Here is a 24,719-nt window from a genome sequence, read left to right as displayed (position 1 = left end):
TCTATCGCTAAAATGATAAAGAGCGTTACGGGTGCCTAGCACCTGTAACGCTCCCATAACAAAACTTTCTCTATTGATGATTTGTAATTGTGATTGCGATTTGGTCAATAACTGGGATCGTGCTTGATTTCGTATCTTCCGTGAGTATTGTAAATATAAGTGTTTCTCCACTTTTAGTTTTTGCATAGCCAGCAAGTGATTTAATATTTTCTAAACTTCCTGTTTTAGCCATGATATTTCCTTTTGCCGGCACTACTTTCAGTCGATTTCGAAGCGTCCCTCCAACAAAGCGATCAGCATCTCCTCCTATTGGGAGACTATTTTTATACGTGTTATACCAAGGTTCTGAACGCACTTTGTAGAGCAAGTCTGATAGTTGACTCGATGTCACTTTATTGGAGTAGGACATACCTGATGCATCTTCAAACTTCCATTTAGATACATCCAGCCCAATGGATGCTGCGTATTCATTCATTACTAATAACCCTGCATCCCAACTACCTTCATCGTATTTAAATTTCCCCATCTCTTTCGCTAACATTTCTGCATGTGTGTTGTTACTAAGCTTCATAAATGGGATGATTAATTCTTTCAATGGCATGGATTTTCGTGATACTAACGCTTTTGCTTTTTTAGGTGTTTTTCCTTGAACCGTCTTAGAAGACGCCTCAAATGTAATACCCTTTGCTGCTAATGATTTTTTGAAAACGTCCAATACATAAAGGGTTGGGTTCGTTACGGATATCCATTCTTTTTTCCCCGAAGTACCAATTGGTGCATTTCCAGAAATAATGACTTTATTTGTCCCAACTTGACGCGTTATTTTTAATGTGTTTTTATTTCCTTTAGGAACCGTTTTGGAATTATTGACAACTTGTAAAACACTTGTAACAGGAGTTAGAGATACTTTTGTTGCTTTTCCATTTGTTCCTGGTTTTGCTTCCACCATTACAGATCCTGCATCAAAATCTCCATTAGGTGAAAGTGTTAATGCAGAAATTGGTGCAGCATAATAGTAAGGCTCATCTTCTGCCAAAATTCCAGCAGACAAACGAACATTATCATACCACGTATCATCTCCAACTAAGTTTCCGGAAACTTTCTTTACTCCTTGTTTCACTAACCCATCTGCAAAACTGTCGAAATGGTTTTTCAATAGAGTAGGATCTCCTTGACCTCGTACATATAAATTCCCATTCAGCGTCCCATTTTTCACCTTACCGTCCGTTAGCACAGTAGTAGCAAAACGATAATTTTCTCCAAGCGTATCCAGTGCTGCAGCTCCAGTTAAAAGCTTTAGTGAAGAAGCCGGTGTAATGCCTTTATCTGCATAATGCTGATACACCACTTCTCCTGTCGATGCTTTTCGAATTGTTACACTCGACGTGGCATTTTTCATTCTATAATCCGCCATAATATTATTTATCTTGTTTTGTAAACTTGTATAAGAAGTAGCCGCTTCCACACTAGAATCTTCTGATAGTGGAATAAATACAGAACTACTGATCATCAAAAGAGCAACAAAACTAACAAAAATCTTTCTCCAAATATTCACTATGTACCTCCCAAGTTGAATTATGTAGTTATTTGTAGTTTAACACGTAATTGTCAGAAAATAAGGTAATTTATTAACTTTTCAAAAATACGTTCCATTTTCCTAGTTGACATTAAAATTTTTAAAATTTATACTCAAACTAACTACTTTGCAAAACAAGGTAGCTCTTTTTTAGATAGCTATCTTGTTTTGCAATATAGTTGCAAGGAGGATTATATATGACAATTAGAAGTCAATTACTGAAAGGAATTCTAGATGGATGTGTACTTGCAGTGATTGAAAAAGAACCTGTTTATGGTTATGAATTATCCCGTAAATTACAGGATATCGGTTTAGCAGACGTTAGCGAAGGAACGATTTATCCCGTTTTATTAAGATTACAAAAAAATAAACTTATTATTGGTGAAATGAAGCCTTCTGGATCTGGACCAAACCGAAAGTATTACTCATTAACAGCAGCTGGCAAGGAGGCACTAACTGTCATTTCCGAAGAGTGGAATCAATTATCCATACCAATTAATGCATTACTTTTGAAAGGAGCAATTTCAAATGACAGCAAGTGAATTAATCGCTCAAAATAATCTAAAAAGAGATTTGCTTACAGAAGAAAACGAAAAGTATTATTCAAATTTATTAATTTATATTCGCACGAAATTAAGTCTATCTGAACAACAGTCGGAAGAAGTTTTAATGGAAATGTTAGACCACTTATTAGAAGGTCAGCAGGAAGGCAAGACGGCTAGAGATATTTTTGGAAATGATCCAAAAGGTTATGCAGATGAAATTATTAGCCACTTACCCGAGGAGGAGAAAAGGAACTCATTTAAATTCGTTAGCCAAGTAGCAGTAAATCTTTTAGGATGGTTTTTGGTTATTCGAAGTATTGCCATTCTCGTTATTGGGCAAATGCAAGAAGTCGATTCGAGCGTATTTATCATTCCATCGATTATTATATTAGTATTGATTGCTTTACTGGTTAGAATAGGAGTAAAAGTAATTTTTAGTTTAATCCATAAATCATTATTCGATGAAAAATCCAATGATAAAAAAATGATGGTGAGAGCTGGATTGTTCGGTTCAGGAGGATTTCTAATTGTAATAGTTGCAAGCTATTTCATGAGAGATTTTGGTCCATCATTTGAATTTCCTTGGATTGCCTCTTTAGGAGTAGGTGCAGTATTGCTTCTTATTTCTTGGATAATGAAAAACTATGAACTTAAGGAGAAAAAATGACCAACTTCGAAGAAATATTAAAAAGTATTGTAATAGGAGATCTAGAACTTGTTTCGTCTGACTTATTAGATGAAATGATTGAAAATATCGGTTCTACAGACCCTATTTTAAGAGATAAATTAATCTACTCTGCTTTTTGGACATTAATATTTAAGGAGCATCTAACTAAACATCAACTGGAATATATCTTAAATAAGCTACTAGAAAATAAATTACTAGTAATGAATATCGAACTACCAACGTCTGATTTTGTGTTTACACGATCATTCACTTCTCTTGTCTACGCGGCAATATTAGAATATGATGCAAGAAAACAAATAGTTAATGCGGATATAGTAAGAAAAGTAATGGATACTACTCATGAATACATGACAAAAGAGAATGATTTAAGAGGTTATGTAGCACATAAAGGATGGGCCCATGCGGCAGCACATGGGGCAGATTTGTTAGATTCGCTTATCAAACATCCGATAGCAACTGAAGATGATGCACTAAAAGTTCTACAACATATAGCTCGATTTATCACAATTGCGAATGGTTACCAAGATGACGAAGAAGAACGCTTGTCTTATGCATTTGTAACGTTAACAAAGTATCATCTTCAGGAATCAGAAATCACTAATTGGTTATTAGAACTTCAACAATTAATTGTTGATAAACAAGCAAAGGACAATGGAGCATTACAACCGTATTATGCTCAACTCGCATTTAAAAACTTCTTGAAATCGACTTACTTCTTACTTGAAAAAGCGGTTATTCAACCAGATTTGAAAGAAACCATTAAACAACTTGTAGTAAAATTGCTCTATTAGTAATGTAGGGCCGCTCCAGTTTTCTGCGAGCGCCTTTACTTATCTCAATCCTTACAATTGTATCGGAGATAGAGCTTTTGTCCGATCCATATAAATAAATGCGTCATAACGACTTCCGATTTTGGAAGGAACATAATTTCCATAGGCCTCAAATTCTGGATTGTACACTACCCCTATTGCTCGATGACCAATCCAATTATCGAATAGGGGTCTGTTCTCCTCATTAAATATTAACAGCTTATCAAATGCACCAGCATTATGTAATGTATCTTCCCAAGATTCTTTCCTCGCAGGAGGCACGTCTATTTCCTTATATGGAAGTCCCCATTCGTTCGAGGCGATAACAGTACCTCTATGAGTACCAAAGCCAATAGCAAATACATTTTCTTTTCTATTTTGTAAACGCAAAATTTGTCCGACATTCAGCATTCCAGCTGCTTCCATATCCGTTGCAGATGCATCCCCGATATGCGTATTATGTTCCCAAATAATAATTTTCGCATCTTTTCCATGATAATCCATGATTTCATTAATCGCCTCGACCATATGCTCGTCACGAACATTCCATGATAACTCATCGCTTCGAACCATCGCACGGTAGTATTCTTCTGCATTTCTAGCGACCATCGCATTTATTTTTAAGTTTAAATCCGTTTCTTCAGCATCTTTATATTTGTCTTCGTGAGCCCGGATGGAAGTCAACAGCTTAGATACTTCATCTACACATGCTTCTGAAATGTTGACGGAAGAAAACGCATAAGTTTCGGGATGACGATTAAATGGTTCAAAACAAGAAAAAGCTTTTTTGGCAAACTCCAAATCTGTCCCTTGAGGATTTGTCTTACTCAAATAAGTGATAACTTCTTCCAACGATTCCCAAAGACTATATACATCTATTCCGTAGAATCCCACTTTCTCTTCCTTTTGTTCATTATGCCTTTTTAACCATTTAACTAACTCGGCAATTTCATCATTTGCCCACATCCAAGTTGGCCAACGTTTGAAGGCTTTAAGTGCATGTTGAACATCTGCAGGTCCTTCTTTATAGCCTTTTATATACCTATTTACATGCTGAGTTGCTGGCCAGTCTCCTTCAACGGCAATAAGGGTAAATCCTTTTTCTTCGATCAACCTTTTGGATAAGTCTGCACGTACCGAATAAAACTCTGAAGTACCATGACTTGCTTCTCCTAAAAGAACGATTTTCGCATCCCCAATCGCATCTAGAACTGGCGTTAAATCTTTCTTGTTTTCATAGGGTAGAGAATATTTTTTTATCGCTTCTTCTAGTGGAATCAATGAAAACACTCCTTTTCCATTCAGTTTGGGTTAGGTGTTGGTCTTTCATTCATTTCACTTTATACGATTCCCTCTTTCATTATGCTTTCAAACAAGAAAATGCTAAGACAACAGGTATTCTTAGTCTCCTTTGATATTCCTCATCACTACTAAAATGTTCTATTTGTGGAGTCCCTTCTCGTAAATCCATCACCGAGAAACCTGCTTTTTTTAGCGCGGTAAAATATTGTTCGATTGTCCGGTGGTATTTGACAACAACTTCATCTATCCACGGTTCTTTTCGCTCTCCGTTCAAAAAGTAGTCATCTACAACCCAATTCTCACGTCTATCTCCTGATTGTTTACTTGCAAAAGAAGATGTTGTAATTGGATGTTGAACGCTAAATACAAATGTTCCATTTTCTTTTAATGCATCATATACATGGGTAAAAAGCTTTTGAATATCTTCTACATAATGAATAGCAAACCTCGATGCTACAATATCAAATTCGTTGGATGGAAAATGAAAAGATTCCATTGTACTCAGATGGATTATGCCATTCAAATTAGCAAGATTTTCATACGCAGTAGCTGTCATTTGTTCCGAACCTTCGACACCAATATATTGTTTTGCGCCACTTTCTAGCAATTCTTTTCCAAAAGAAGCATCACCACAACCTAAATCCAAAATCTTCTTTTCCTTGTATTCACCCATCAGTTCATGCATAATTGGTCCTTCTATTGCATTGTTTGGGCTATCTTTTCTTCCCCTTCTTTTCATATAATTAGTGAAAAAATCAGAATGATCGTATGCACTTGCCCCTCTATATTCCATTAAATATCCTCTTTTCCTATAGTAGTAATAGAATGATCGAAGTCTAATTTATCAAAGCTATTAATATCTTCTGGTATACGAAGAAATAAACTATTCGCATACTTAAAGAGTATCAATACGCAAAAGTTTTTACAAAATCTAAAGCATGGTACGATGAATGATAAAGTGAAACTTCAATCAGTGGGGGGTTCTTCATTCCACTACTGAATAAAAAATTGAACTCAGGCAAATAACGCCGCGTCCTACGGCAACGATTGCATGACCCACGTTCTATGGGCCTCAATGCCTGAGTGACCAACATCCTGTTGGCCCGAGGCTCACAGGATGTGAGTCACATAGATGGAGCCACACGATGTGGCGTTTTTCGTCTATGTTCTACATCGGGCTTTTACGGGCAGTTAACCCCCACCTACGCTTTCTTTTTTTCTATGCTTTGATGTGGGGGTCTCACTGCCCGTTAATGCGGGATAATATTTGGGAAACTGGCTTAAACGAAGAGAGAATGGGTGACGATGAAAAAGATAATAAATAAACTATCTAGAAAACAATGGTTACTATGGGGCGGCTTACTATCTCTTTTACTATTTATTGTGATCAATCAAGATTTAATTAAGTTACTACTCGCTGGAGATGTAGAAAACATTCGTAGTTTTTTACATAAAAATATGAACTACGCATTAATTTTTATGGCATTGGTCATGCTTATTCAAAACTCTTTCACTGTATTTCCACTAATTCTTGTCATTACAATTAATGTCACATTATTTGGATTTTTGAATGGTTTCTTATGGAGTTGGTTTACAAGTATCCTATCTGCCATCATTGTATTTTACGGTACCCGTTATATTTTACAAGACATGATTATTGAAAAATTTAATCCCAAATTACTTGAAAAAGTAGATGCCAGTGGCTTCGCTTATGTCTTTCAAGCACGTATTTTTCCATTCGTCCCAACAAGTTTGGTCAATATTTTAGGCGGTTTAAGCACGATTCGAGTACTGCCATACTTAATAGCGACAACGATCGGAAATTTCCTTTATTTCTTTGTACTGGCCCTTATACCAGCTGGAATATTAAAAGCGAATTTTAATGAATACATTATTTGGGTCGGTATTTTAGCAGTATGTTTGCTTTATTATTTCATTAAAATGGTAAGAAGAAAAAGAAAAAATGACCCAAGTAAGGCCAATACACTAGATTAGTTTCTCCATTTGAATTAAAAACTTTTCTGGTGAAATACGTACGAAACTTGCAATTATTACAGATATCGAACTGTTTAAGCTTTTTTATGTTGGGCAGGAAAAAATTCGTTATGTAGTTACTTTGAATAATCATTATTTAACACAACCCAATTCACATATCCCCTTTTTCATATGCTACCTTGAAGGATAATAAAAAGGAGTGAAGTTGAATGAGTAGACAGTGGCAACTGGAAAGCCCCGGTTTCGAGCATGAGCACCTAATGAATATTGGACATCAAGGGTTTCCTATGCATCAAGGGTTTCCTATGCATCAAGGGTTTCCTATGCATCAAGGACATCATGGGTTCCCTATGCAACATGGACATCAAGGATTCCCTATGCATCATGGACATCAAGGGTTCCCTATGCATCATGGACATCAAGGGTTCCCTATGCATCATGATCAACATTGGGAACAAGAATATCACTGGCACCAAGGGCAACACTGGCAACAAGGATTTCCGGGAGGTCAAGGATTTCCAGGAGGTCAAGGATTTCCAGGAGGTCAAGGATTTCCAGGAGGTCAAAGATTTCCGGGAGGTCAAAGATTTCCGGGAGGTCAAGGATTTCCAATGCCTCGCTAAATTCAACTGAATACGGACCACATTTTACGTTTTACAAAGCAGATCCCTTTGAGCAATACATTGTTCAAAGGGATTTTAGAAATGAAAACATATATATGTATCTTAATGTAGTATATTTTTGATATCATTTTATACACTTGCACTTTAAAGCGTTAAAGTATATTGAATGTTTTCAGAATACTCCCTATAATTAACAGCAATATACATAGAAATGGAGATTAGAAACGTGAAAGACTTTTTCAGCAAGTTATTAACAGGGATGAGCATTGGGATTGTCGTGGCATTGATCCCTAATGCACTATTAGGGGAAATCTTAAAGTTATTAATCCCTCACTTTCCAGCATTACAGCATTTATTTGATATTACTGTAATTGTCATGAGTTTGTTACCAGTAATGATTGGGGTTATGGTAGGAATTAAGTTTGATCTAACGCCAATTCAAACAGCTAGCATTGGGATTGCCGCGATGGTCGGTAGCGGTGTGGTTCAAAAAACAGCAGATGGCTTATTTGTACTTCAAGGTATTGGTATTGTTATTAACACGGGAATTACTGCTGCACTAGCAGTGTTATTTGTACAACTAGTTGGTAACCGTCTAAAAGAATATTCTATATTGTTGATTCCTGCTTTAAGTATTTTGATCCCTGGGATGATTGGATACTTATTATTGCCATTTACAAAAAAATCAACTGGATTATTAGGAGAAGGCGTAGCACATCTAACAACACTACAACCAGTTTTGATGGGTGCAATTATTGCAGTTGTCTTCAGTGTAATCATTCTCTCCCCTATTTCCAGTGTTGGGGTCGCGACAGTTATTATGCTTTCTGGTATTGGATCAGGTGCTGCCAATCTAGGTATTGTTGCAACCGGTGTTGGTTTGGCAATTGCAAGCTACAAAGCAAACAGCCTTGGAACTGCTCTTGCACATGTGCTAGGTTCACCGAAAATTCAAATGAAAAACTTCTTTATGAAGCCGAAGATTGCTTTTCCTATGCTAATTACTGCAGCAATACTAGGAGCACTCGCAGGAGTTTTAAATATTCAAGGTACACCATATAGCGCTGGCTTCGGTTTGTCTGGATTAGTTGGTCCATTAAATTACATAAACTTAGCAGAAGGCGGATGGACATTAAAAAATATCACCATCATGTTAAGTACATTTTTAATACTTCCGATAATATTAAATATCGGTCTCATCTATGTCTTCTCTCGAAAGTTAAAACTTATTAAAGCAAATGATTATAAACTAGATTTTGAATAAAGAACAAAAGCGGAAGCACCTATGTCAGAGGAATACAGTCTAAGTTCGCGACATCGTGGTGCTCCTGCGACGAGCTGTGCGCAGGAGCACATGGTTTTACTGCGACGAGCTGTGCGCAGGAGCACATGGTTTTAACTGCGACGAGCTTTGCGCAGGAGCACATGGTTTTAACTGCGACGAGCTTTGCGCAGGAGCACATGGTTTTAACTGCGACGAGCTTTGCGCAGGAGCAAGGCACTGAAGTCTGGACGCCGAAACACTGGTAGAAAGTTATAGACAAGTCATAATTTTTATAGTTTCCTAAGGCGTAAATAATGCCAGGAATCCTACCTATATATAGTGTAGGTTCCTGGCACTAATAATTTATTTGGCATTTTCATCTGGTTGGTGAATACCAATAATATTCCCTTCTGAATCAGTAAAATATCCTTGCCATGCCATTCCCGGCAATGCATGTTTAGGAACAGAAATCGTACCGCCGTGAGCTAAAATTGCTGCTTCTGTAGAATCATAATCTTCCACTGACAACGTGCAAACAAATGCATTTACACTTTGTCCACTTTCGGGGGTTGGTGTTCTTCGTTGCATTAAAGCACCATCAATCCCCATTTCCTCTTTACTCCCTGTGATAGCACCAAAATAAGGAGTTCCTGCAAATTCGCTCCAATCTTCAAACTGCCATCCAAAAACTTCCCCATAAAATTTCTTAGCCTTATCCATATCGTTAACGTGAATTTCAAAATGTACAACTCTACCCATCTAAGAACCTCTTTTCTGAAATTATTGGAAACACATACAATCTGTATTATGCCATACTTTCTGAATTTCCACGATAAATAACTGAATTATTAATAATATTATTTTCTCTGATTTTTTATCTTGATTGAAGCTTGAGTAAGAGAGTTTTAATACTACTAGAAATCAAATAATGAATATTATTATTCTGAGATTTGGATTCCGTTATAGAACCCGAAGAACAATTTAGGATGCTCTTCGGGTTTCGCTTTGTTTATGAGCATTATCCGGTTTATTTGCTTGGTTATCCGATTATGTATATTCATTATCCGATTTGCTTAATTTGCTAAGTCTAGATGCCATGAAACTCCAAACTTATGCCATTTCACCCCTGAACAAAAGGATACAATACGAAAAAAGATGTCCTCTATCAAACTGAAGACATCTTTTTTGCAATTAACTATAAAATTCGTTTGGTATGGGACCAATTGTACGACGATGATATAGAAGCGGTTCTTTATCTTCATTTCGAATATCTATAACTTCACCTATAATCGTCGTGTGGTCACCTGCATCGATTTGGCTAAATACTTTGCATTGTAAAGTAGCTAACGTATCCGCAAGTACTGGCAATTCCAATTCGGACTTTTTCCAGTCGCATTGACTAAAACGGTCTTCTACTTTGCTAGAAAACAGCGTACATAAATCACTCTGATCAGAAGCTAAAATATTCACCGTAAATTTATCTACTTTTAAAAAGTCTTCATATGAATACACTCGCTTATCAATTGACCATAAAATAAGCAGTGGCTCTAGCGAAACCGATGCAAATGAGTTAACCGTCAGCCCCATTGGTTTTCCCTGTTGGTTAAATGCTGTTACAACCGTAACACCTGTAGGATAATTGCCCATTGCCGCCTTAAAACTTGATATTTGCTCTGTTTTTTTATCCATGAACAACTTCCATTCTTTTTTCTTTTAAGCATATCAAAGTCATTATATTCTTTCACATTTTTTGATTCCACAGTATTTTACTTTTGTTTAAATCATATCAGGAAGGGTAAAGATAGTTATATCACAAATAAAACAACAAATGGAGGAATTATAATGACAGTCAAATTAACTGTAGAAAATGCCTTACAAGCAAAACAAGAAGTCGAGAAACTGGAATCACAAGGATATTCAAAAGACCACATTCATATTTTCGCCCATTTCAAAGAAAGAGCCGACGATATTAATGACGCTTTAGATACGAAAGATGTTGGTTTGAAAGAACAAGGTCTCCTTGATTCGATGAAAAATATTTTCACTTCTCGTGGAGACGAGCTTCGAAACAAAATGGAGGCAACCGGTCTATCGAAAGAAGAAGCTGCTGCTGCAGAGGCTGAACTCGATAAAGGAAAGTTAATTATTATTGCGCATAAAAAATAAATAGATAAGAGAAATAGCTAATCCCATTCGCTCCTTAGTAAAATGGGATTAGCTATTTTCAATTTCAGAAGCCAGTTTCCAAAACAATTCGGAATCCTTTTGAAACCTATAACAATTAATTTCCGAATAATTATAGTACTACTGCTAACACTAATACAAATTCATATAAAAAATATCCCGCAAAGCCAATTAATATCAATCCAGCGATAATCGATACCCATTTTATCATTGTTTGATTCATTACTATTCTTGTTACCGAAACAATTGCAAGTAGCCCAACATCATGAAGTAAGATATCTGCTAAAAAACATGCTCCTTCAATATGCATTTTAATCGTTAACCCTTTTTCATGACCGCAAGATCAATAATAGCTAGCGGTGCGAGTCAATATCCGTCTAAAACGGAAAGTTAACACCATATAAAATGAACAGTGCCAGTCACTCACACAATTAATTGCGTGAGTGACTGGCACTTATTAGTCTATCGCTAACTCGTTGGGGACCGTAAACCACCCATTAGAACTTAGCTGACAGTCCATGTATCCCATTTCCCCGATATTGACCAGAATCTTTTCCGCACCTTTGAAGTTTCCAGTCTCTATTTCAACTATTGCTAATCTCAAGCCCAACTGGCTTGCTTTAAGGTTGCTAAACAATACCAACCTTTTTCAACAGACTATAATGGTGAGATTTTTGCAAAATAAAGTCAGGAAATACTTTTAACTGCACTAGTTGACCTTACTACTCCGCTATCTTTCCATAAGTCAATTTGTTCTTGTGAGTGACCTAATTCGGAAAGTATTTCTTCCGTATCAGCCCCACAATCTGGTCCTACCCACTTCACTTCCCCGGGTGTCTCACTAAGTTTAGGGACAATTCCAGGCATAACCATATCACCAAGGCGCTCATCAGGTAAGGTTAGGAACATGTCACGCGCTTGATATTGTGGATCAGCCAAGATGTCTTCGATACTATATATTGGCCCGGCTGGAATCGAACCTTCATTCAACTTTTCCATCACCTCATCCAATGTAAATCTACGTGTCCACTTTGCAATTTCTGCATCTAGACGATCTATTTCACTTACTCGTCCTTTATTGTCTTGAAGTAGTAGATCTTGAGCCAAATCGTTACGTTCCATCACGGTTGTTAAACGGGCAAATAGCGAATCACTATTTGCCCCAATTGCTACCCACTTGCCATCACTTGTTGGATAAACATTTGAGGGAGCTGCAGAAACATGCTGATTTCCCGTTCTCTCACGTATACTATTAGCATGCACGTATTCTGGAACCATCCCTTCTAAAAAACTAAAGATTGCTTCAGTCAATGCAACATCTACAATTTGACCGTTTTTACCATTTTGTGCATCCCTATGATAAAGTGAAAGTAGTGTGCCTATGACTGCGTAAAGAGCGGCAATTGAATCTCCAATTGCAAGACCTACTCTTACTGGTGGTTTATCAGGAAATCCAGTCACATAACGGATTCCGCCCATAGATTCTGCGATGTTTCCGAATCCAGGTAGATTGCGATATGGACCTGTCTGACCAAAGCCAGAAATACTCGTAATGATCAAACTTGGATTTAACGCTTTCATGTCCTCGTGTGACAAACCCCATTTTGCAAGAGTCCCTGGTTTAAAGTTTTCAAGAACAACGTCTGCTTCTTTAATTAACTCTTTTACAATATCTTGACCTTCCTCTGAACGTAAATCTAAGGAAATAGATCGTTTATTTCGTGTTTGTACTAAACTCCAATAAGAATCTTGCCCAGGAGCATGTGGTCCCCATTGTCTTAATTGATCTCCTTTTAGCGACTCTACTTTAATAACATCTGCACCAAATTCTCCAAGAAGTCTTGATGCAAAAGGACCAGCAACGAAAGCTCCTAATTCAATCACGCGTATTCCTTGTAGTGGTTTACTCATAATTATTCCCCCCATTTTGTTGATAGATAAATAGTTGATAAGTGGCTTTTCTTATCTTCACTATTTATAATGCAAGTTTCATGCCAACAAAAAAACGAGGTAAACACACTTAAAATGAACCTTATTTAATGAATCAGAAACGCTACCGATGTCTCACGCAACGAAACGCAACATACAATGCAACGTAAACTGCAACGTAATAATCCTTATTACATGAATCCAATTAATAAATTCCACTCTAATAATAAAGCTCCTGAAAAAGGATTTTTGCCTTTTCAGGAGCTTCGTTTAAATATCGATAGAATATTTCTTTAATTTTCTCCAAAGGGTTGAACGGTGCATCGCCAATCGGTCTGCGGCACGTACCATATGTCCTTTCTCTTCTTGTAATATACGCCTAATTTTTTCCTCTTCATTTTCTTCTTGTTTATTTATGATTGATTCAACTGTTCCAGCTGCTTGTGAAGTTAGTAATTTCTCTGTCGAAAGCCACACATCCGAACTGAATAATTCGAACGGTTCTCCAGCATCAGCCAAAACGACTGCACGTTCCAATAAGTTACGTAGTTCGCGAACATTTCCAGGCCACGAGTACGCTTGCAATTTTTGAATATCTTCATTTGTCAATTGATCATAGTATGTTTTTTTCCAATCCTTTAAAAAAGCTTTAGTCAGATGTGGTATATCATCTAAGCGGTCACGTAAAGGTGGAATTGTTAATACTAATATAGCAAGCCGAAAATACAAGTCCTCTCGAAATAATCCATCTTTCATTTGCCGAACTAAATCACGGTTTGTTGCTGCAATAATTCTTACATCAACTGGGATGACCTTATTGCCCCCAACTCGCATCACTTCTCTTTCTTGTAACACGCGAAGTAATCTCGCTTGAAGAAGTAGTGGCAACTCTCCCATCTCGTCCAAAAAAATCGTCCCATGATGTGCAAGCTCAAAAAGACCAGGTTTTCCCCCACGTCTAGCTCCTGTGAAAGCGCCTTCTTCATATCCGAAAAGTTCACTTTCAAGCAGTGTTTCAGGAAGGGCTGCACAATTTAACGCGACAAACGGGCCGTCTTTCCTATTACTTACCATATGAATCCCTTGTGCAAGCATCTCCTTACCAGTTCCCGATTCTCCTTGCAAAAGCAAAGTTGAATCAACGGTGGCGTACTTTTTTGCCAATTCGATGAGCCTTCTCATCGGCTCTGATTTTGCAATGATTTGTTCTAATGTCCACTTCGCTTTTAAACCTTGTTGATTTATTTTACGCCTGATCTTTTCTTCGTATTGCTGTAATTCTGTAATATCACGTACCGTGGATATAGCACCGATCAATTCATTCTCATAGTAGATTGGGGCGCGATTAATGATTGCTGTATTCTGTCCTACTTTACGTAATTGGTCACGTTGAACGCTTTGTTCCGCTAGCACCTGTATTAGCCCTGGTTGTACTGGGTTAACTTCTGTTAGCAGTTTGCCAATTGCCTCTTTAACTGGTACACCAAGAAAGTCTGCCGCTGATTGATTGTAAATAAGGATTCTTCCTTCAATATCAACTCCGGCTATACCAGAATGAGAAAGGTCAACAATTGACTGATAGAATTGAATTTGTTTTTCCATATCTTTGTTCATTTCAGCGCCTCCTAAACTATACAATACCTTTAGTATAGGTCATCTTACTCTATAAAGAAAATAGAAATAAGCCGACGACCGTTGATCTTTTAATGACTGTACAATCATATAACTAGGTTCAAATTTTTATCTTATTTTCAGCTGAATCACACGAACTAAAGCTTCGCCCTTTTTCACAGAAAAAGACTAATCTCAGTATTTTGAGATTAGTCTTTTTTCTGGAATTTCTTTTTTACACCGAATTTGTTTTCTTCCATCGAAGCAATTTAGACTCTAAGATCGAGAGTGTTGCATTCAATGATACAGATACAATTATAAGAATCGTAAGGGCCGCAAACGTACCTGCCGTATCAAAATTCCCAGCTGAGTATTGAATTAAAAATCCTATTCCTTTGTTTGAGGCAACAATTTCCCCGACTACTGCGCCAACTAATGCATAAGGAACAGATAACTTTAAACCGACAAAAACCCAAGTCATTGCAGAAGGTAGAATTACTTTTAACATAATCTGTCTTTTGTTGGCACCCATTAGGCGAATGTCATCAAGCAAGTCATCATCTACGTCTTTTACACCCGCGTATGTGTTAAAAAACACGAGAAAGAAGACGATCATTCCAGCAAAGATTATTTTCATCTCAATTCCAATACCAAACCATAAAATAAACAACGGAGCTAATGCTATTTTAGGCAAACTGTAAATCGCTGTAATAAAAGGATCTAACACTTGTGCCGCAAATGCCCAACGACCTAATATAAATCCAACAAAAATCCCTCCAAAAGCACCTAAGAAAAAACCAATAAATGTTTCTTGTAACGTAATACTTAGATGGAAAAACAAATCTCCTGATGTTGCCCATTTGTATAAAGTACTTACAATATCTATTGGTGAACTAATCCAAAATTTATCGACGAGCCTCCCTGACACTGTTTCCCAAATAATAATGAAACTTACGAGAATCGCTAGACGAATGCTACGGATTTTTAGATTTTTCATGAAGGGGGAGGCCGTCTGCTTCTGCTTTAACATGCCTTCTCCTTTAAGCAACGCTTGCGAGTTGTTTGTAGAGACAGAAGATGATTGAGTACTCATATTGCACCCACCTCCTCCACAAACTCATCCCTTAACGAACTCCATAACCTTGCATGCACATTCATGAATTCTTCGTTATTACGAAGGTTGAAAACGTCTCTATGAATTGGAAGATTTACCTTTTCAATTACTTTAATCGTCCCAGGACTTCTACTAAAGATAGCAACCCGCTGACCTAATGCAACTGCTTCATCTAGATCATGTGTGACAAAGATAATCGTTTTCCCTGTTTCCTTCCAAATCTCAAGCAATTTTTTTTGCAATATCAAACGCAATTGTGCATCCAATGCACCAAATGGTTCATCAAGTAAAAGTGTTTCAGGATTATAAACGAGCATTTTAGCTAAACTGACACGTCTTCTCATTCCCCCAGATAATTCCGCAGGATAGTGCTTTTCAAATCCTTTCAGTCCTACCATTTCAATATAGACAGCACTCTCCTTTTCTCGTTCCTCCTTTCCTAAACCTCTAATTTCAAGGGCAATTTCGACATTTCCTTGTACAGTCCGCCAAGGTAAAAGGTTGTCTTTTTGGGTCATATATCCGACTTTAGTATTTATCTCTTTTACTTTTTTACCTTTATACTCCACATATCCGCCATTCGGTTTCATCAAACCTGCGCACATGTTAAGAACAGTTGATTTACCACAACCACTTGGACCAATGACAGTCAAAAATTCACCTTGCTTTATATGAAGATTAATATCTCTTGCAGCAAGGAAAGGTTGACCATCACGCACAAATTCTTTAGACACATTCGTAAACTTAATCATGATTAACCCCCATCAGATTATTTTCATTGTGCATTTTCTGCAAACTCATTATTGACTACATCATCAAAAGGCAGGTCAATGCCTCCAAATTCTATATTTTTTTCGTACCCTTCTTTCGTGATCATTGGTGATTTTGCAAATGCTGGGTAGTTATTTTCAAATGCAATATTGAATACTTCTGGATCGATTCCTTCAATATACTTTTTCAATATTTCCTTAGTGCCATCTCTATCCGATTCAATGAATTTACCTGACTTTGCTAGCGCGTTTGTTACTTTTTGAAATAACTCTTTATTTTCTTCTAAATCCTTAGTTTGCGATACGAGCGTTAAATAAGTTAATCCGTCATATTCTTCGACTTCTCCTTTACTATAGTTAAAGAGAATGATTCCATCTAGCTTTGTAGCCATATCCGTTGTTGGTGACGAGTATACGAATGCCTGAACATCTTTATTTTTAAACGCAGCAAGTTGAGCATCCGCCTGCCCTAAAGGAATTAATTCAACCTCTCGATCCGGATTAACACCTTCTGATTCTAACAGTTTACGAATAATATGATCTGAACCGCTTCCAGGCGAACTAATACCAATCTTCAGTCCTTTTAAAGCTAATACCTTTTCCTCCATTGAAGAATCTGCTGTTACCCCTTTTTCAGCTGCGATGTCTTTATTTATAACAATATTTGTACCAATTTGGTTAAATAGCGAGCCAATTGCTTGGACATCTTGACCACTTTCAATTGCTTTCATCGTATCGACAAGAGCAACCGTAGCTATATCAGCCCCCCCACCTATTACAGCAGTAAGCGCTTTAGATCCACCACTTAATGTAACCCTTTCCACGTCTAAGCCTTCTTCTTCAAAAAAGCCTTTCTCCACTGCTACATAAATTGGCGTAAGCATAAACCCTGTGTTTCCTTCTGCAATCACTACTTTTTGAATATTTTTTTCAGTATTTCCAGAATCTGAATCTCGCTCTACTTCACTAGCGGTTTTAGATTTAGCCTCACCGCAAGCCGTTAAAGAAAGGACAATCAATAAAATCACAAAAGGAAACAAAAACATTTTCTTCATAACAGACAATTCCCCCTTTTAATTTATAACATCTGACGTAATATTCAGTCAATTAAATTTGTAATTATCCTTTATTTTGAAGTTACTGCTTGCCACTCTTTTGAATGAAGGTCGGTACTTTTACCCGCTTTCATCAGTTGTCCCGGAAGTGATTTCCCTAGCTTTTCTTCTAAGTTTCGGGAGATAAGAAGTAATTTATCAATATTCATATTTGTTTCATACCCCATCAAGTGGAGCATATGAACGATGTCCTCTGTACAAATATTGCCCGACGCACCTGGGGCAAATGGACAACCACCAATTCCCGCAAGTGAGCTATCGAATTGAGTGACACCCGCTTCTATACCAGCTACTACATTTGCAGCCCCCATTCCTCTTGTATTATGAAGATGAAGTTGTAATCTAACTCCTGGAAATTGCTCAATAATTAACTGGCATGTTTGTTTTACCTGATTCGGATGAGCCATTCCAGTCGTGTCAGCTAACAGTATTGACGTAATACCCCAGTCAGTTAATTGTGTCACGACAGGGATTAATCGGTCAGGTGAATAAATCCCCTCAAATGGACAGCCGAAACCCGTTGCAATTCCAACATTTACGGGAATATTGACTTCATCTGCACGCTTAACTAGGGATTTAATATTTTCCAAGCTTTCTGAAACAGAACGACGGCTATTTTTACCGTTATGCGTTTCACTAAGCGAAAAAGTAAAGTTAATCTCGTCTGTACCTGCGGAAATTGCTCTTTCCACACCTTTTTCGTTTAGTGCGAGCGTACAAAATGTCACATCATCTGGTCTGTCTCGCAGTCCACGCATAACCTCTTCTGCATCACTCATTTGTGGAACGTATTTTGGATGAACAAATGAAGTGACTTCAAACCTTTTGACCCCCGCATCCATTAAACGTTTAATAAGTGAAATTTTATATTCTGTCTCAATGAAGTTCGGTTCAATTTGGAGACCATCCCTAGAAACGACCTCTGTCATTGTAATTTTCTTTCCCATTTTCCTACCCCTTTTCAAATTTGCTTTGATCTATTGACAACGCGCCATCCCCAAAAAAGCATTCCTCTTGTAGCTCTGTCATACACACTTATTACCATGATTATTTTCCGACTTTTTTAGATTTTCCGACAATTTACATCACACGTTTTCCGTTTTACTGGCTCAGTTACCCCAAAATGTCCATGGAAGATTTTTTTGGCGTCTAGTTTCTCGAGCTTAGCAATTGATGATAATAAAGCATTTTTATCAAAATCAGAAGGAGACGTCGCTGGAAAAATAAATTCAAAGTCTAGTCCAGTATATTCTTTTACATATCTATTCCCAACTGTATCTCCAGTAAATATCCCTTTCGAAACAGAGTCCAAAATAGAAAAATGATGTTTTGCATGTCCTGGAGTATCATAAAATGTTAAAACTCTACCATTTCCAAGTGTAAGTGTATCACCATCCTCTCGAACTAGCACTCTCTCTTCTGGTACAGGTAAGATTTCTCCGAATATTTTTTCAAGGTCACCACCGTAAATAGAACGTGCACCGATAATAAGTCTACTCGGATCGACAAGGTGCCTTGCCCCCCGTCTATGGACTACAATGGTTGCATTCGGGAAGTGAGGCAAAATAGAACCCACCCCTCCCGAATGATCTAGGTGAATATGAGTGACTACGATGTACCTAACTTGTTCTGGATTAATCTTTAATTCTTTAATACCCGCTAAAATAAACGGTATTCCGTAAGAGGTACCCGTTTCGATAATGGCAGATTGCTCTCCGTTAATAACATAACAACCTGTTCGCCCACGTCTTCCCCCCTCCATCGTATCAATCAGCGTAATATGGTCCCCTAGCGCATATAAAAAAGGTTTTACTTTTTCCATGTAATGTTCACCCCTAGTAAACTTTTTATATCAAATCACTATATAGGAACCCTCGTATTGCTTAATCTTCTCTTCTTTTTCAAGGGTTATCCCAATATCATCTAGACCTTTCAATAAGCATTCCTTACGATAAGGATCGACATCGAAAATAACTTGGAAGCCTTGACTGTCACTAATCGTCTGCTTCTCTAAGTCTACCGTTATTTGAAAACTTTCATGTTCATTTATTTTCTGAAAAAGCTGTTGCACAATATCTTCAGGAAGCTTAATAGGTAAGATTCCATTTTTAAAACAATTGTTGAAAAAGATATCAGCGAACGCAGATGCAATAATAACTTTAAATCCATAATCCGATAATGCCCAAGGAGCATGCTCCCTGGAGGATCCACAGCCAAAGTTGGAACCCGTCAGTAAAATATTAGATCCTTCATAAACTGGTTTATTTAATACAAAATCAGGCTTCTGCTTCTCTTGTTCGTCAAAACGCCATTCATAGAATAGAAATTGCCCAAAACCTGTACGTTCGATTCTTTTCAAAAATTCAGTAGGTATTATTGCATCCGTATCAATATTCGGACGATTTAGTGGAGTAACCACACTAGTTAACTTTTTAAATGGTTCCATTTCTAATCACCTTCCTATTTAAATTTCCATTCACGTACATCTGTAAAATGTCCTTGGATAGCAGCCGCCGCTGCCATTGCAGGACTAAGTAAATGGGTTCGGCTATTACGACCCATGCGTCCTTCAAAATTACGATTCGACGTAGACGCGCAACGTTCTTTAGGGGCAAGTACATCTGAATTCATACCTAGGCACATGCTGCACCCAGATTCACGCCATTCAAAACCTGCCTCTAAAAAGATCTTGTCTAGTCCTTCTCGTTCCGCTTGTTCCTTTACAGATTGGGATCCTGGCACAATTAGTGCATTGACTAGAGGAGCAACAGAGTACCCTTTTACGACTTTCGCGACATCACGTAGATCTTCAATTCGACCATTTGTACAGGAACCAATAAAAACTTTATCTATTGGAATGTCTTGCATCAGTGTTCCAGCAGTAAGTCCCATATAATCAAGCGCTCTGCTAGCCGCCTCTTTTTCAGTTTTCGTCGCAAAGTCATCTGGGTTTGGAACACTTTGCATAATATTTGTACCCATCCCTGGACTTGTGCCCCACGTCACTTGTGGGACGACTTCATTTGCCTGAATGGTAATTGTTTTATCATACGTCGCCCCTGGATCAGTAGCAAGTTGCCTCCATTTTGCGATTGCATTAGTCAGCTCCTCCCCTTTAGGCGTATAGCGTCGACCTTCTATATAGGCAAAAGTTGTTTCATCTGGTGCAATTAATCCCGCTCTAGCCCCTGCCTCAATTGACATGTTACATACAGTCATACGCTCTTCCATAGTCATGTTTCTAATCGTTTCTCCCGTATATTCGATGACATAACCGCCACCAAAATTGGTCCCATATTTTGAAATAATAGACAAAATTAAATCTTTTGCAGATGTTCCAATAGGCAAGTCTCCGTTTATATTAATCTCTAATGTTTTTGGTTTTTCTTGTTGCAAACATTGGGTAGCCAAAACATGTTCCACTTCACTCGTACCAATTCCAAAAGCAAGTGCACCAAATGCACCATGGGTTGAAGTATGGCTATCTCCACAAACAATTGTTTTACCAGGCAAAGTTAAGCCTAGTTCGGGACCAATAATATGTACGATCCCTTGATCTTTACTCTCAAGACCCGCTAATGTAATATTAAACTCTTTGCAGTTTTCATAAAGTACATCAATTTGTTTTTTTGCAATTGGGTCAGTAATATTGAAACGATCTTTTGTCGGAACATTGTGATCCATTGTCGCAAACGTCAAATCAGGTCGGCGTACTTTCCGCTCAGCCAATCTTAACCCTTCAAACGCTTGTGGTGTAGTTACTTCATGAATTAAATGCAAGTCAATGTAAAGAAGACTAGGTTTCCCTTCTTCCTCTTCAACAACATGGTCATTCCAGATTTTTTCAAAAATTGTTTTTGGACTCACTTTGCTCACCTCTCGTAATAAAATGTTAGTCGTAATCTACATATGCAAGTTACATGCCAAAGAACTAACACCCCTATTACCGCTCATTCTTATCTTATTTATAGACAACATCGTTGCAGTGCAACAACATCAGATGCAACCGCAACACTTTGGTTGCATATTTTAAATCATAGAGAACTGAACAGAATCTTATCGTGTGGTAATGAAGAAGAGATGGATGAAACGGCTTCCACTTTCTTTGCAGATCCCAATCTGTACTATGGCGAAGGCGACGACTCATTTGGTCCCAATCCAAGTAAGGAAGTAGAAGTAGTCATATTTATATTAGACTTTTTATAAATAAACGACCGTAAGACTGATTAGAGACTCAATGATTTTGAGTGGGTTTATTATTACTAACAATAATAGAAATAAGGGGAGAAAGAACACCTTAAATCAAGGTATTCTTCTCCCCCTATTCCTAAAGCAATTTAAGTTATAGAAAACTATATTATTCCTTTTATCGCCAATACAAATTCATATAAAAAATATCCCGCAAAGCAAATTAATATCAATCCAGCGATAATCGATACCCATTTTATCATTGTTTGATTCATTACTTTTCTTGTTACCGAAACAATTGCAAGTAGCCCAACATCATGAAGTAAGATACCAGCTAAAATACCTGCTCCGACAATTAAAAAAGTTGCCGGTTGAGTCGTATCGTAAGAATCGGAAAGTACAGCTCCAAAGACGGAGATCCAAAACACAAGGTTTCCTGGCGAAACAGCTACTAGCACACCATTACGATATGAACTGAAAAAAGATTTCTTTGGTTTATCGCCAGCTAAAGTAATACCCTGATCAGCATTTTTAATAGATTCATAACCTAAAAATGCTAAAAAACATGCACCGATAAACCACATAGGTATTTGAATATATGGTTCGGCAAGTATAGAAGCCAATCCCATATATAATGCAATAATCAATAGGAAGTCAATTGTCATTCCACCTAATCCTACTGCCCACCCATGCATGAAACCATTTTTTAAACCTTGCTTCGTCATTTCAACTGTCATTGCTCCTACAGGCATTGCAATTGCAAGTCCTGCTAGTAAATACGTGAAAAATAAACTCAAAAGAAACACTTCTTCCAAATTTTATCCCTTCATACGTCCGTTTATAAATATTTTAGCATGAAAATACATACAAACAATGAATTATATAATAGTAATATAGTTAAGTATTTTTCTTCACCATGATTTAATAAAAAGGATTACCGCAATACACTTGGGTGTTTACTCATTTTCAGATGTCTGTTGTTTCAACCATGTTTTAAAAGAACATCTAACTAGTTGTTACCAGATAAAAGATTAAAAACTTTCCTTTCTAAGCAGGCAAAAAATCTCTTTATGTAAATTTTAATACGTTGACGGAATTTTCCGTCCATAGTATATTTTACCCCGTTACGTTGAGGAATTTTTCAAATCGACTAAAAATCGGAGAGGTATCATGATGAATAAAACAGCTAGTTTTTTATTTACTTTTTTAGCAATAGGAGTAGCCGGTTATGCCATTGTTCAGTATTTCATTATTGGTGTAGATCAAGCAGGTCTAGTTCAAATGAAGCTAATGTTTCTTTCTAAATTGAGTACTTTCTGGTACATTATGCTATTTATACATATTGCAGCTAGTGTAATAGCATTAGTAATCGGTCCTTTCACATTATCTACAAAGTTTAGAGAAAAAAATATCATTCGTCATAAAAGATTAGGAAAGCTATACATGATAGGTATTTTATTCGGCGGTGTTTCAGGTCTTTATCTAGCTTTTTACGCTACAGGAGGATTAGCCGGAAAGCTAGGTTTTAGTTTATTATCAATATTTTGGTTAGCTTCGGCCTATCAAGCACTTGTCAGAATAAAAGCTAATCGAGTGAATGACCATCAACAGTGGATGATAAGAAATTACGCGTTAACTTTTGCAGCAGTCACACTCCGAATTTGGCTACCTGTGTTTATGTTGTTGTTAGGTTTAGAGCGTTTCGAACTTAGTTATGCTATCATCGCTTGGTTAGCGTGGGTACCAAATATAATCATTGCAGAGTTGTTTATACAACGAAAACTAAACAGAAAGCAAGCACACATAATAACTAACAAACCCTCAGTAATAAAACTCGATGTTGATTAATAAAAAGCGTGGATAAAGCAGTTGCCTCTTTCTCTACGAATCCCCTCTCATTCGTAACAACTATCATCTAGGCAACTCAAATTATTATTAAAACAAAACCTTCTACTTCATATTTAAAAGGAGAAGGTTTTTCGTCATTTCTTAATAAGTTGGCAATTGCCTCCAAAACATTCCACGCCTCATTAGCGATTTCTTGTTTTTAGTTTTTATTTTCAGCGACCTAAATTGCCTATTTAGGGTAGCATCAATAATTATTGGTAATAATCAAAACATTCTCTAATTGGGAATTTGCTATATCAATTGAGAATATGAAGGTTATATTATTATGCTTATCTTTCTTTTAATTTGATTTAGCATTCCATTACTACAGTGCCTTTTAGTATTGGTATTGACTGGTAGGCATTGCGATGTATAGAGTAATATTGTTGACAAAAAACATTACTTATACGACAATAATTATGTAATTAGAATTATTATAGTTAATCGACAGTAATTAAATTATAATTATTACTGCGGTTTAGGTTTTGATTATATGCCTAAACTAACTATGTAAAAAAACACTAGGAGGAACATTAACTATGTCATTAATAGGAAAAGAAATATTACCATTCAAAGCTTCAGCTTACAATAGCGGTACAGGGGAGTTCATCGAGGTTTCTGAACAAAACTTAAAAGGTCAGTGGAGTGTTGTTTGCTTTTATCCAGCAGATTTTACATTCGTTTGCCCTACTGAACTTGGAGATCTTCAAGATCAATACGCAACACTAAAAGAACTTGGCGTTGAAGTATATTCCGTTTCAACGGACACACATTTTACACATAAAGCATGGCATGATCATTCAGATGCAATTAGCAAACTGGAATATATTATGATCGGTGACCCTGCACAAACAATTTCACGCAACTTCGATGTACTTGACGAAGAAGCAGGCCTTGCACAACGCGGTACATTCATTGTCGATCCAGACGGCATCGTTCAAGCAGCTGAAATCAATGCTGATGGCATTGGTCGTGACGCAAGTATTCTTGTTGGCAAAATCAAAGCGGCACAATATGTTCGCAATAACCCAGGTGAAGTTTGCCCAGCAAAATGGAAAGAAGGCGAAGAAACACTTAAACCAAGCCTTGACCTTGTAGGGAAAATATAAGGAGTAGATG

26 protein-coding genes are annotated in these 24,719 nt (G+C 37.2%); 10 read left to right on the top strand and 16 right to left on the bottom strand.

The window, feature by feature from the left end; translation table 11 throughout:
- Nucleotides 1-70: 70 nt before the first annotated feature.
- A complete protein-coding gene (gene dacB / locus BMZ04_RS07800) occupies nt 71-1,555 on the bottom strand; it encodes a D-alanyl-D-alanine carboxypeptidase/D-alanyl-D-alanine endopeptidase (protein ID WP_255367848.1) in 1,485 nt (494 codons plus the stop codon).
- Between the two features lie 218 nt (nt 1,556-1,773).
- Here dacB and BMZ04_RS07795 point away from each other — a divergent pair, with 218 nt between their 5' ends.
- Genes BMZ04_RS07795 through BMZ04_RS07785 form a run of 3 tightly spaced genes read left to right on the top strand, consistent with a single transcriptional unit; the run spans nt 1,774 to nt 3,600 of the window.
- Nucleotides 1,774-2,118: a PadR family transcriptional regulator gene (locus tag BMZ04_RS07795; protein ID WP_093267562.1), complete on the top strand. Its 345-nt coding sequence runs from the start codon at nt 1,774-1,776 to the stop codon at nt 2,116-2,118.
- Entirely contained in the window at nt 2,105-2,788 is a 684-nt protein-coding gene (locus BMZ04_RS07790; protein WP_093267560.1) for a DUF1129 family protein, read from the top strand. Before BMZ04_RS07795 ends, BMZ04_RS07790 begins: the two co-directional genes overlap by 14 nt.
- Entirely contained in the window at nt 2,785-3,600 is an 816-nt protein-coding gene (locus tag BMZ04_RS07785) for a DUF2785 domain-containing protein (protein WP_093267558.1), read from the top strand. Before BMZ04_RS07790 ends, BMZ04_RS07785 begins: the two co-directional genes overlap by 4 nt.
- A gap of 51 nt (nt 3,601-3,651) precedes the next feature.
- Here BMZ04_RS07785 and BMZ04_RS07780 read toward each other — a convergent pair whose 3' ends face one another.
- Nucleotides 3,652-4,899, bottom strand: a complete 1,248-nt coding sequence (locus BMZ04_RS07780; protein ID WP_177184374.1) for an erythromycin esterase family protein — start codon at nt 4,897-4,899, stop codon at nt 3,652-3,654.
- A 79-nt stretch (nt 4,900-4,978) separates the two neighbouring features.
- Complete coding sequence (locus tag BMZ04_RS07775; RefSeq protein WP_093267555.1) at nt 4,979-5,713, bottom strand: class I SAM-dependent methyltransferase; 735 nt, start codon at nt 5,711-5,713, stop codon at nt 4,979-4,981.
- A 512-nt stretch (nt 5,714-6,225) separates the two neighbouring features.
- On the opposite strand from BMZ04_RS07775, the gene BMZ04_RS07765 reads away from it, so the two are divergent.
- From BMZ04_RS07765 to BMZ04_RS07755, 3 genes are all read left to right on the top strand, one after another.
- A complete protein-coding gene (locus BMZ04_RS07765) occupies nt 6,226-6,915 on the top strand; it encodes a TVP38/TMEM64 family protein (RefSeq protein ID WP_093267552.1) in 690 nt (229 codons plus the stop codon).
- 209 nt (nt 6,916-7,124) lie between these two features.
- Nucleotides 7,125-7,538: a hypothetical protein gene (locus BMZ04_RS07760; protein WP_093267550.1), complete on the top strand. Its 414-nt coding sequence runs from the start codon at nt 7,125-7,127 to the stop codon at nt 7,536-7,538.
- Between the two features lie 226 nt (nt 7,539-7,764).
- A complete protein-coding gene (locus BMZ04_RS07755) occupies nt 7,765-8,802 on the top strand; it encodes a PTS sugar transporter subunit IIC (protein ID WP_093267548.1) in 1,038 nt (345 codons plus the stop codon).
- Nucleotides 8,803-9,165: 363 nt separating this feature from the next.
- Here the strand turns inward: BMZ04_RS07755 and BMZ04_RS07750 are convergent, their stop codons facing one another.
- Both BMZ04_RS07750 and BMZ04_RS07745 read right to left on the bottom strand, forming a co-directional pair.
- Complete coding sequence (locus tag BMZ04_RS07750) at nt 9,166-9,561, bottom strand: VOC family protein (RefSeq protein WP_093267546.1); 396 nt, start codon at nt 9,559-9,561, stop codon at nt 9,166-9,168.
- Nucleotides 9,562-9,993: 432 nt separating this feature from the next.
- On the bottom strand, nt 9,994-10,491 hold the full coding sequence (locus tag BMZ04_RS07745) for a flavin reductase family protein (protein ID WP_093267544.1): 498 nt from the start codon (nt 10,489-10,491) through the stop codon (nt 9,994-9,996).
- A 153-nt stretch (nt 10,492-10,644) separates the two neighbouring features.
- Between BMZ04_RS07745 and BMZ04_RS07740 the strand changes: the two genes are divergently transcribed.
- Complete coding sequence (locus BMZ04_RS07740) at nt 10,645-10,968, top strand: YflT domain-containing protein (RefSeq protein WP_093267542.1); 324 nt, start codon at nt 10,645-10,647, stop codon at nt 10,966-10,968.
- Nucleotides 10,969-11,098: 130 nt separating this feature from the next.
- On the opposite strand, the gene BMZ04_RS07735 is transcribed toward BMZ04_RS07740, so the two are convergent.
- The 10 genes from BMZ04_RS07735 to leuC form a co-directional block, all read right to left on the bottom strand.
- A complete protein-coding gene (locus tag BMZ04_RS07735) occupies nt 11,099-11,296 on the bottom strand; it encodes a hypothetical protein (RefSeq protein ID WP_093267540.1) in 198 nt (65 codons plus the stop codon).
- A gap of 377 nt (nt 11,297-11,673) precedes the next feature.
- The gene (locus tag BMZ04_RS07725) at nt 11,674-12,897 is read right to left on the bottom strand and encodes a CaiB/BaiF CoA transferase family protein (RefSeq protein WP_093267533.1); all 1,224 of its coding nucleotides are present in this window, start codon (nt 12,895-12,897) and stop codon (nt 11,674-11,676) included.
- 288 nt (nt 12,898-13,185) lie between these two features.
- Complete coding sequence (locus BMZ04_RS07720; RefSeq protein ID WP_093267530.1) at nt 13,186-14,529, bottom strand: sigma-54 interaction domain-containing protein; 1,344 nt, start codon at nt 14,527-14,529, stop codon at nt 13,186-13,188.
- A 232-nt stretch (nt 14,530-14,761) separates the two neighbouring features.
- The gene (locus BMZ04_RS07715) at nt 14,762-15,619 is read right to left on the bottom strand and encodes an ABC transporter permease (protein ID WP_255367847.1); all 858 of its coding nucleotides are present in this window, start codon (nt 15,617-15,619) and stop codon (nt 14,762-14,764) included.
- Nucleotides 15,616-16,392 carry an ABC transporter ATP-binding protein gene (locus BMZ04_RS07710; protein WP_093267528.1) on the bottom strand — a complete coding sequence of 259 codons (777 nt, stop codon included), beginning with the start codon at nt 16,390-16,392 and terminating at the stop codon, nt 15,616-15,618. The genes BMZ04_RS07715 and BMZ04_RS07710 overlap by 4 nt, the downstream gene beginning before the upstream one ends.
- A 23-nt stretch (nt 16,393-16,415) precedes the next feature.
- Nucleotides 16,416-17,465, bottom strand: coding sequence for an ABC transporter substrate-binding protein (locus tag BMZ04_RS07705; protein ID WP_093267525.1), 1,050 nt, complete (start codon nt 17,463-17,465; stop codon nt 16,416-16,418).
- A gap of 71 nt (nt 17,466-17,536) precedes the next feature.
- A complete protein-coding gene (locus BMZ04_RS07700) occupies nt 17,537-18,472 on the bottom strand; it encodes a hydroxymethylglutaryl-CoA lyase (protein WP_093267520.1) in 936 nt (311 codons plus the stop codon).
- 116 nt (nt 18,473-18,588) lie between these two features.
- The gene (locus BMZ04_RS07695) at nt 18,589-19,347 is read right to left on the bottom strand and encodes an MBL fold metallo-hydrolase (protein ID WP_093267518.1); all 759 of its coding nucleotides are present in this window, start codon (nt 19,345-19,347) and stop codon (nt 18,589-18,591) included.
- A gap of 30 nt (nt 19,348-19,377) precedes the next feature.
- Nucleotides 19,378-19,971, bottom strand: a complete 594-nt coding sequence (gene leuD / locus BMZ04_RS07690) for a 3-isopropylmalate dehydratase small subunit (protein ID WP_093267515.1) — start codon at nt 19,969-19,971, stop codon at nt 19,378-19,380.
- A 14-nt stretch (nt 19,972-19,985) separates the two neighbouring features.
- Nucleotides 19,986-21,392, bottom strand: a complete 1,407-nt coding sequence (leuC, locus tag BMZ04_RS07685) for a 3-isopropylmalate dehydratase large subunit (protein WP_093267513.1) — start codon at nt 21,390-21,392, stop codon at nt 19,986-19,988.
- A gap of 42 nt (nt 21,393-21,434) precedes the next feature.
- On the opposite strand from leuC, the gene BMZ04_RS21980 reads away from it, so the two are divergent.
- Nucleotides 21,435-21,731 (top strand): hypothetical protein, encoded by a 297-nt coding sequence (locus BMZ04_RS21980; RefSeq protein WP_143128285.1) that lies wholly within the window; start codon nt 21,435-21,437, stop codon nt 21,729-21,731.
- A 146-nt stretch (nt 21,732-21,877) separates the two neighbouring features.
- Here the strand turns inward: BMZ04_RS21980 and BMZ04_RS07680 are convergent, their stop codons facing one another.
- Nucleotides 21,878-22,510, bottom strand: coding sequence for a LysE family translocator (locus BMZ04_RS07680; RefSeq protein ID WP_093268086.1), 633 nt, complete (start codon nt 22,508-22,510; stop codon nt 21,878-21,880).
- A gap of 376 nt (nt 22,511-22,886) precedes the next feature.
- Between BMZ04_RS07680 and BMZ04_RS07675 the strand changes: the two genes are divergently transcribed.
- Nucleotides 22,887-23,561, top strand: a complete 675-nt coding sequence (locus BMZ04_RS07675; protein WP_093267510.1) for a DUF2306 domain-containing protein — start codon at nt 22,887-22,889, stop codon at nt 23,559-23,561.
- Between the two features lie 578 nt (nt 23,562-24,139).
- A complete protein-coding gene (gene ahpC, locus BMZ04_RS07670) occupies nt 24,140-24,709 on the top strand; it encodes an alkyl hydroperoxide reductase subunit C (RefSeq protein ID WP_093267507.1) in 570 nt (189 codons plus the stop codon).
- Nucleotides 24,710-24,719 lie beyond the last annotated feature (10 nt).

Origin of the sequence: Psychrobacillus sp. OK032, from assembly GCF_900111345.1 — a bacterium.
Lineage (GTDB): Bacteria > Bacillota > Bacilli > Bacillales_A > Planococcaceae > Psychrobacillus.
The sequence above is the reverse complement of the archived record's forward strand: the minus strand, read 5'-3'. Positions and strand labels throughout refer to the sequence as shown.

Coding starts and splice junctions, on each gene's coding strand:
- BMZ04_RS07795 (WP_093267562.1), top strand. CDS start 1,774: ATGACAATTAGAAGTCAATTACTGAAAGGAATTCTAGATGGATGTGTA.
- BMZ04_RS07790 (WP_093267560.1), top strand. CDS start 2,105: ATGACAGCAAGTGAATTAATCGCTCAAAATAATCTAAAAAGAGATTTG.
- BMZ04_RS07785 (WP_093267558.1), top strand. CDS start 2,785: ATGACCAACTTCGAAGAAATATTAAAAAGTATTGTAATAGGAGATCTA.
- BMZ04_RS07775 (WP_093267555.1), bottom strand. CDS start 5,713: ATGGAATATAGAGGGGCAAGTGCATACGATCATTCTGATTTTTTCACT.
- BMZ04_RS07765 (WP_093267552.1), top strand. CDS start 6,226: ATGAAAAAGATAATAAATAAACTATCTAGAAAACAATGGTTACTATGG.
- BMZ04_RS07760 (WP_093267550.1), top strand. CDS start 7,125: ATGAGTAGACAGTGGCAACTGGAAAGCCCCGGTTTCGAGCATGAGCAC.
- BMZ04_RS07750 (WP_093267546.1), bottom strand. CDS start 9,561: ATGGGTAGAGTTGTACATTTTGAAATTCACGTTAACGATATGGATAAG.
- BMZ04_RS07745 (WP_093267544.1), bottom strand. CDS start 10,491: ATGGATAAAAAAACAGAGCAAATATCAAGTTTTAAGGCGGCAATGGGC.
- BMZ04_RS07740 (WP_093267542.1), top strand. CDS start 10,645: ATGACAGTCAAATTAACTGTAGAAAATGCCTTACAAGCAAAACAAGAA.
- BMZ04_RS07735 (WP_093267540.1), bottom strand. CDS start 11,296: ATGCATATTGAAGGAGCATGTTTTTTAGCAGATATCTTACTTCATGAT.
- BMZ04_RS07725 (WP_093267533.1), bottom strand. CDS start 12,897: ATGAGTAAACCACTACAAGGAATACGCGTGATTGAATTAGGAGCTTTC.
- BMZ04_RS07720 (WP_093267530.1), bottom strand. CDS start 14,529: ATGAACAAAGATATGGAAAAACAAATTCAATTCTATCAGTCAATTGTT.
- BMZ04_RS07715 (WP_255367847.1), bottom strand. CDS start 15,619: ATGAGTACTCAATCATCTTCTGTCTCTACAAACAACTCGCAAGCGTTG.
- BMZ04_RS07710 (WP_093267528.1), bottom strand. CDS start 16,392: ATGATTAAGTTTACGAATGTGTCTAAAGAATTTGTGCGTGATGGTCAA.
- BMZ04_RS07705 (WP_093267525.1), bottom strand. CDS start 17,465: ATGAAGAAAATGTTTTTGTTTCCTTTTGTGATTTTATTGATTGTCCTT.
- BMZ04_RS07700 (WP_093267520.1), bottom strand. CDS start 18,472: ATGGGAAAGAAAATTACAATGACAGAGGTCGTTTCTAGGGATGGTCTC.
- BMZ04_RS07695 (WP_093267518.1), bottom strand. CDS start 19,347: ATGGAAAAAGTAAAACCTTTTTTATATGCGCTAGGGGACCATATTACG.
- leuD (WP_093267515.1), bottom strand. CDS start 19,971: ATGGAACCATTTAAAAAGTTAACTAGTGTGGTTACTCCACTAAATCGT.
- BMZ04_RS21980 (WP_143128285.1), top strand. CDS start 21,435: ATGCAAGTTACATGCCAAAGAACTAACACCCCTATTACCGCTCATTCT.
- BMZ04_RS07675 (WP_093267510.1), top strand. CDS start 22,887: ATGAATAAAACAGCTAGTTTTTTATTTACTTTTTTAGCAATAGGAGTA.
- ahpC (WP_093267507.1), top strand. CDS start 24,140: ATGTCATTAATAGGAAAAGAAATATTACCATTCAAAGCTTCAGCTTAC.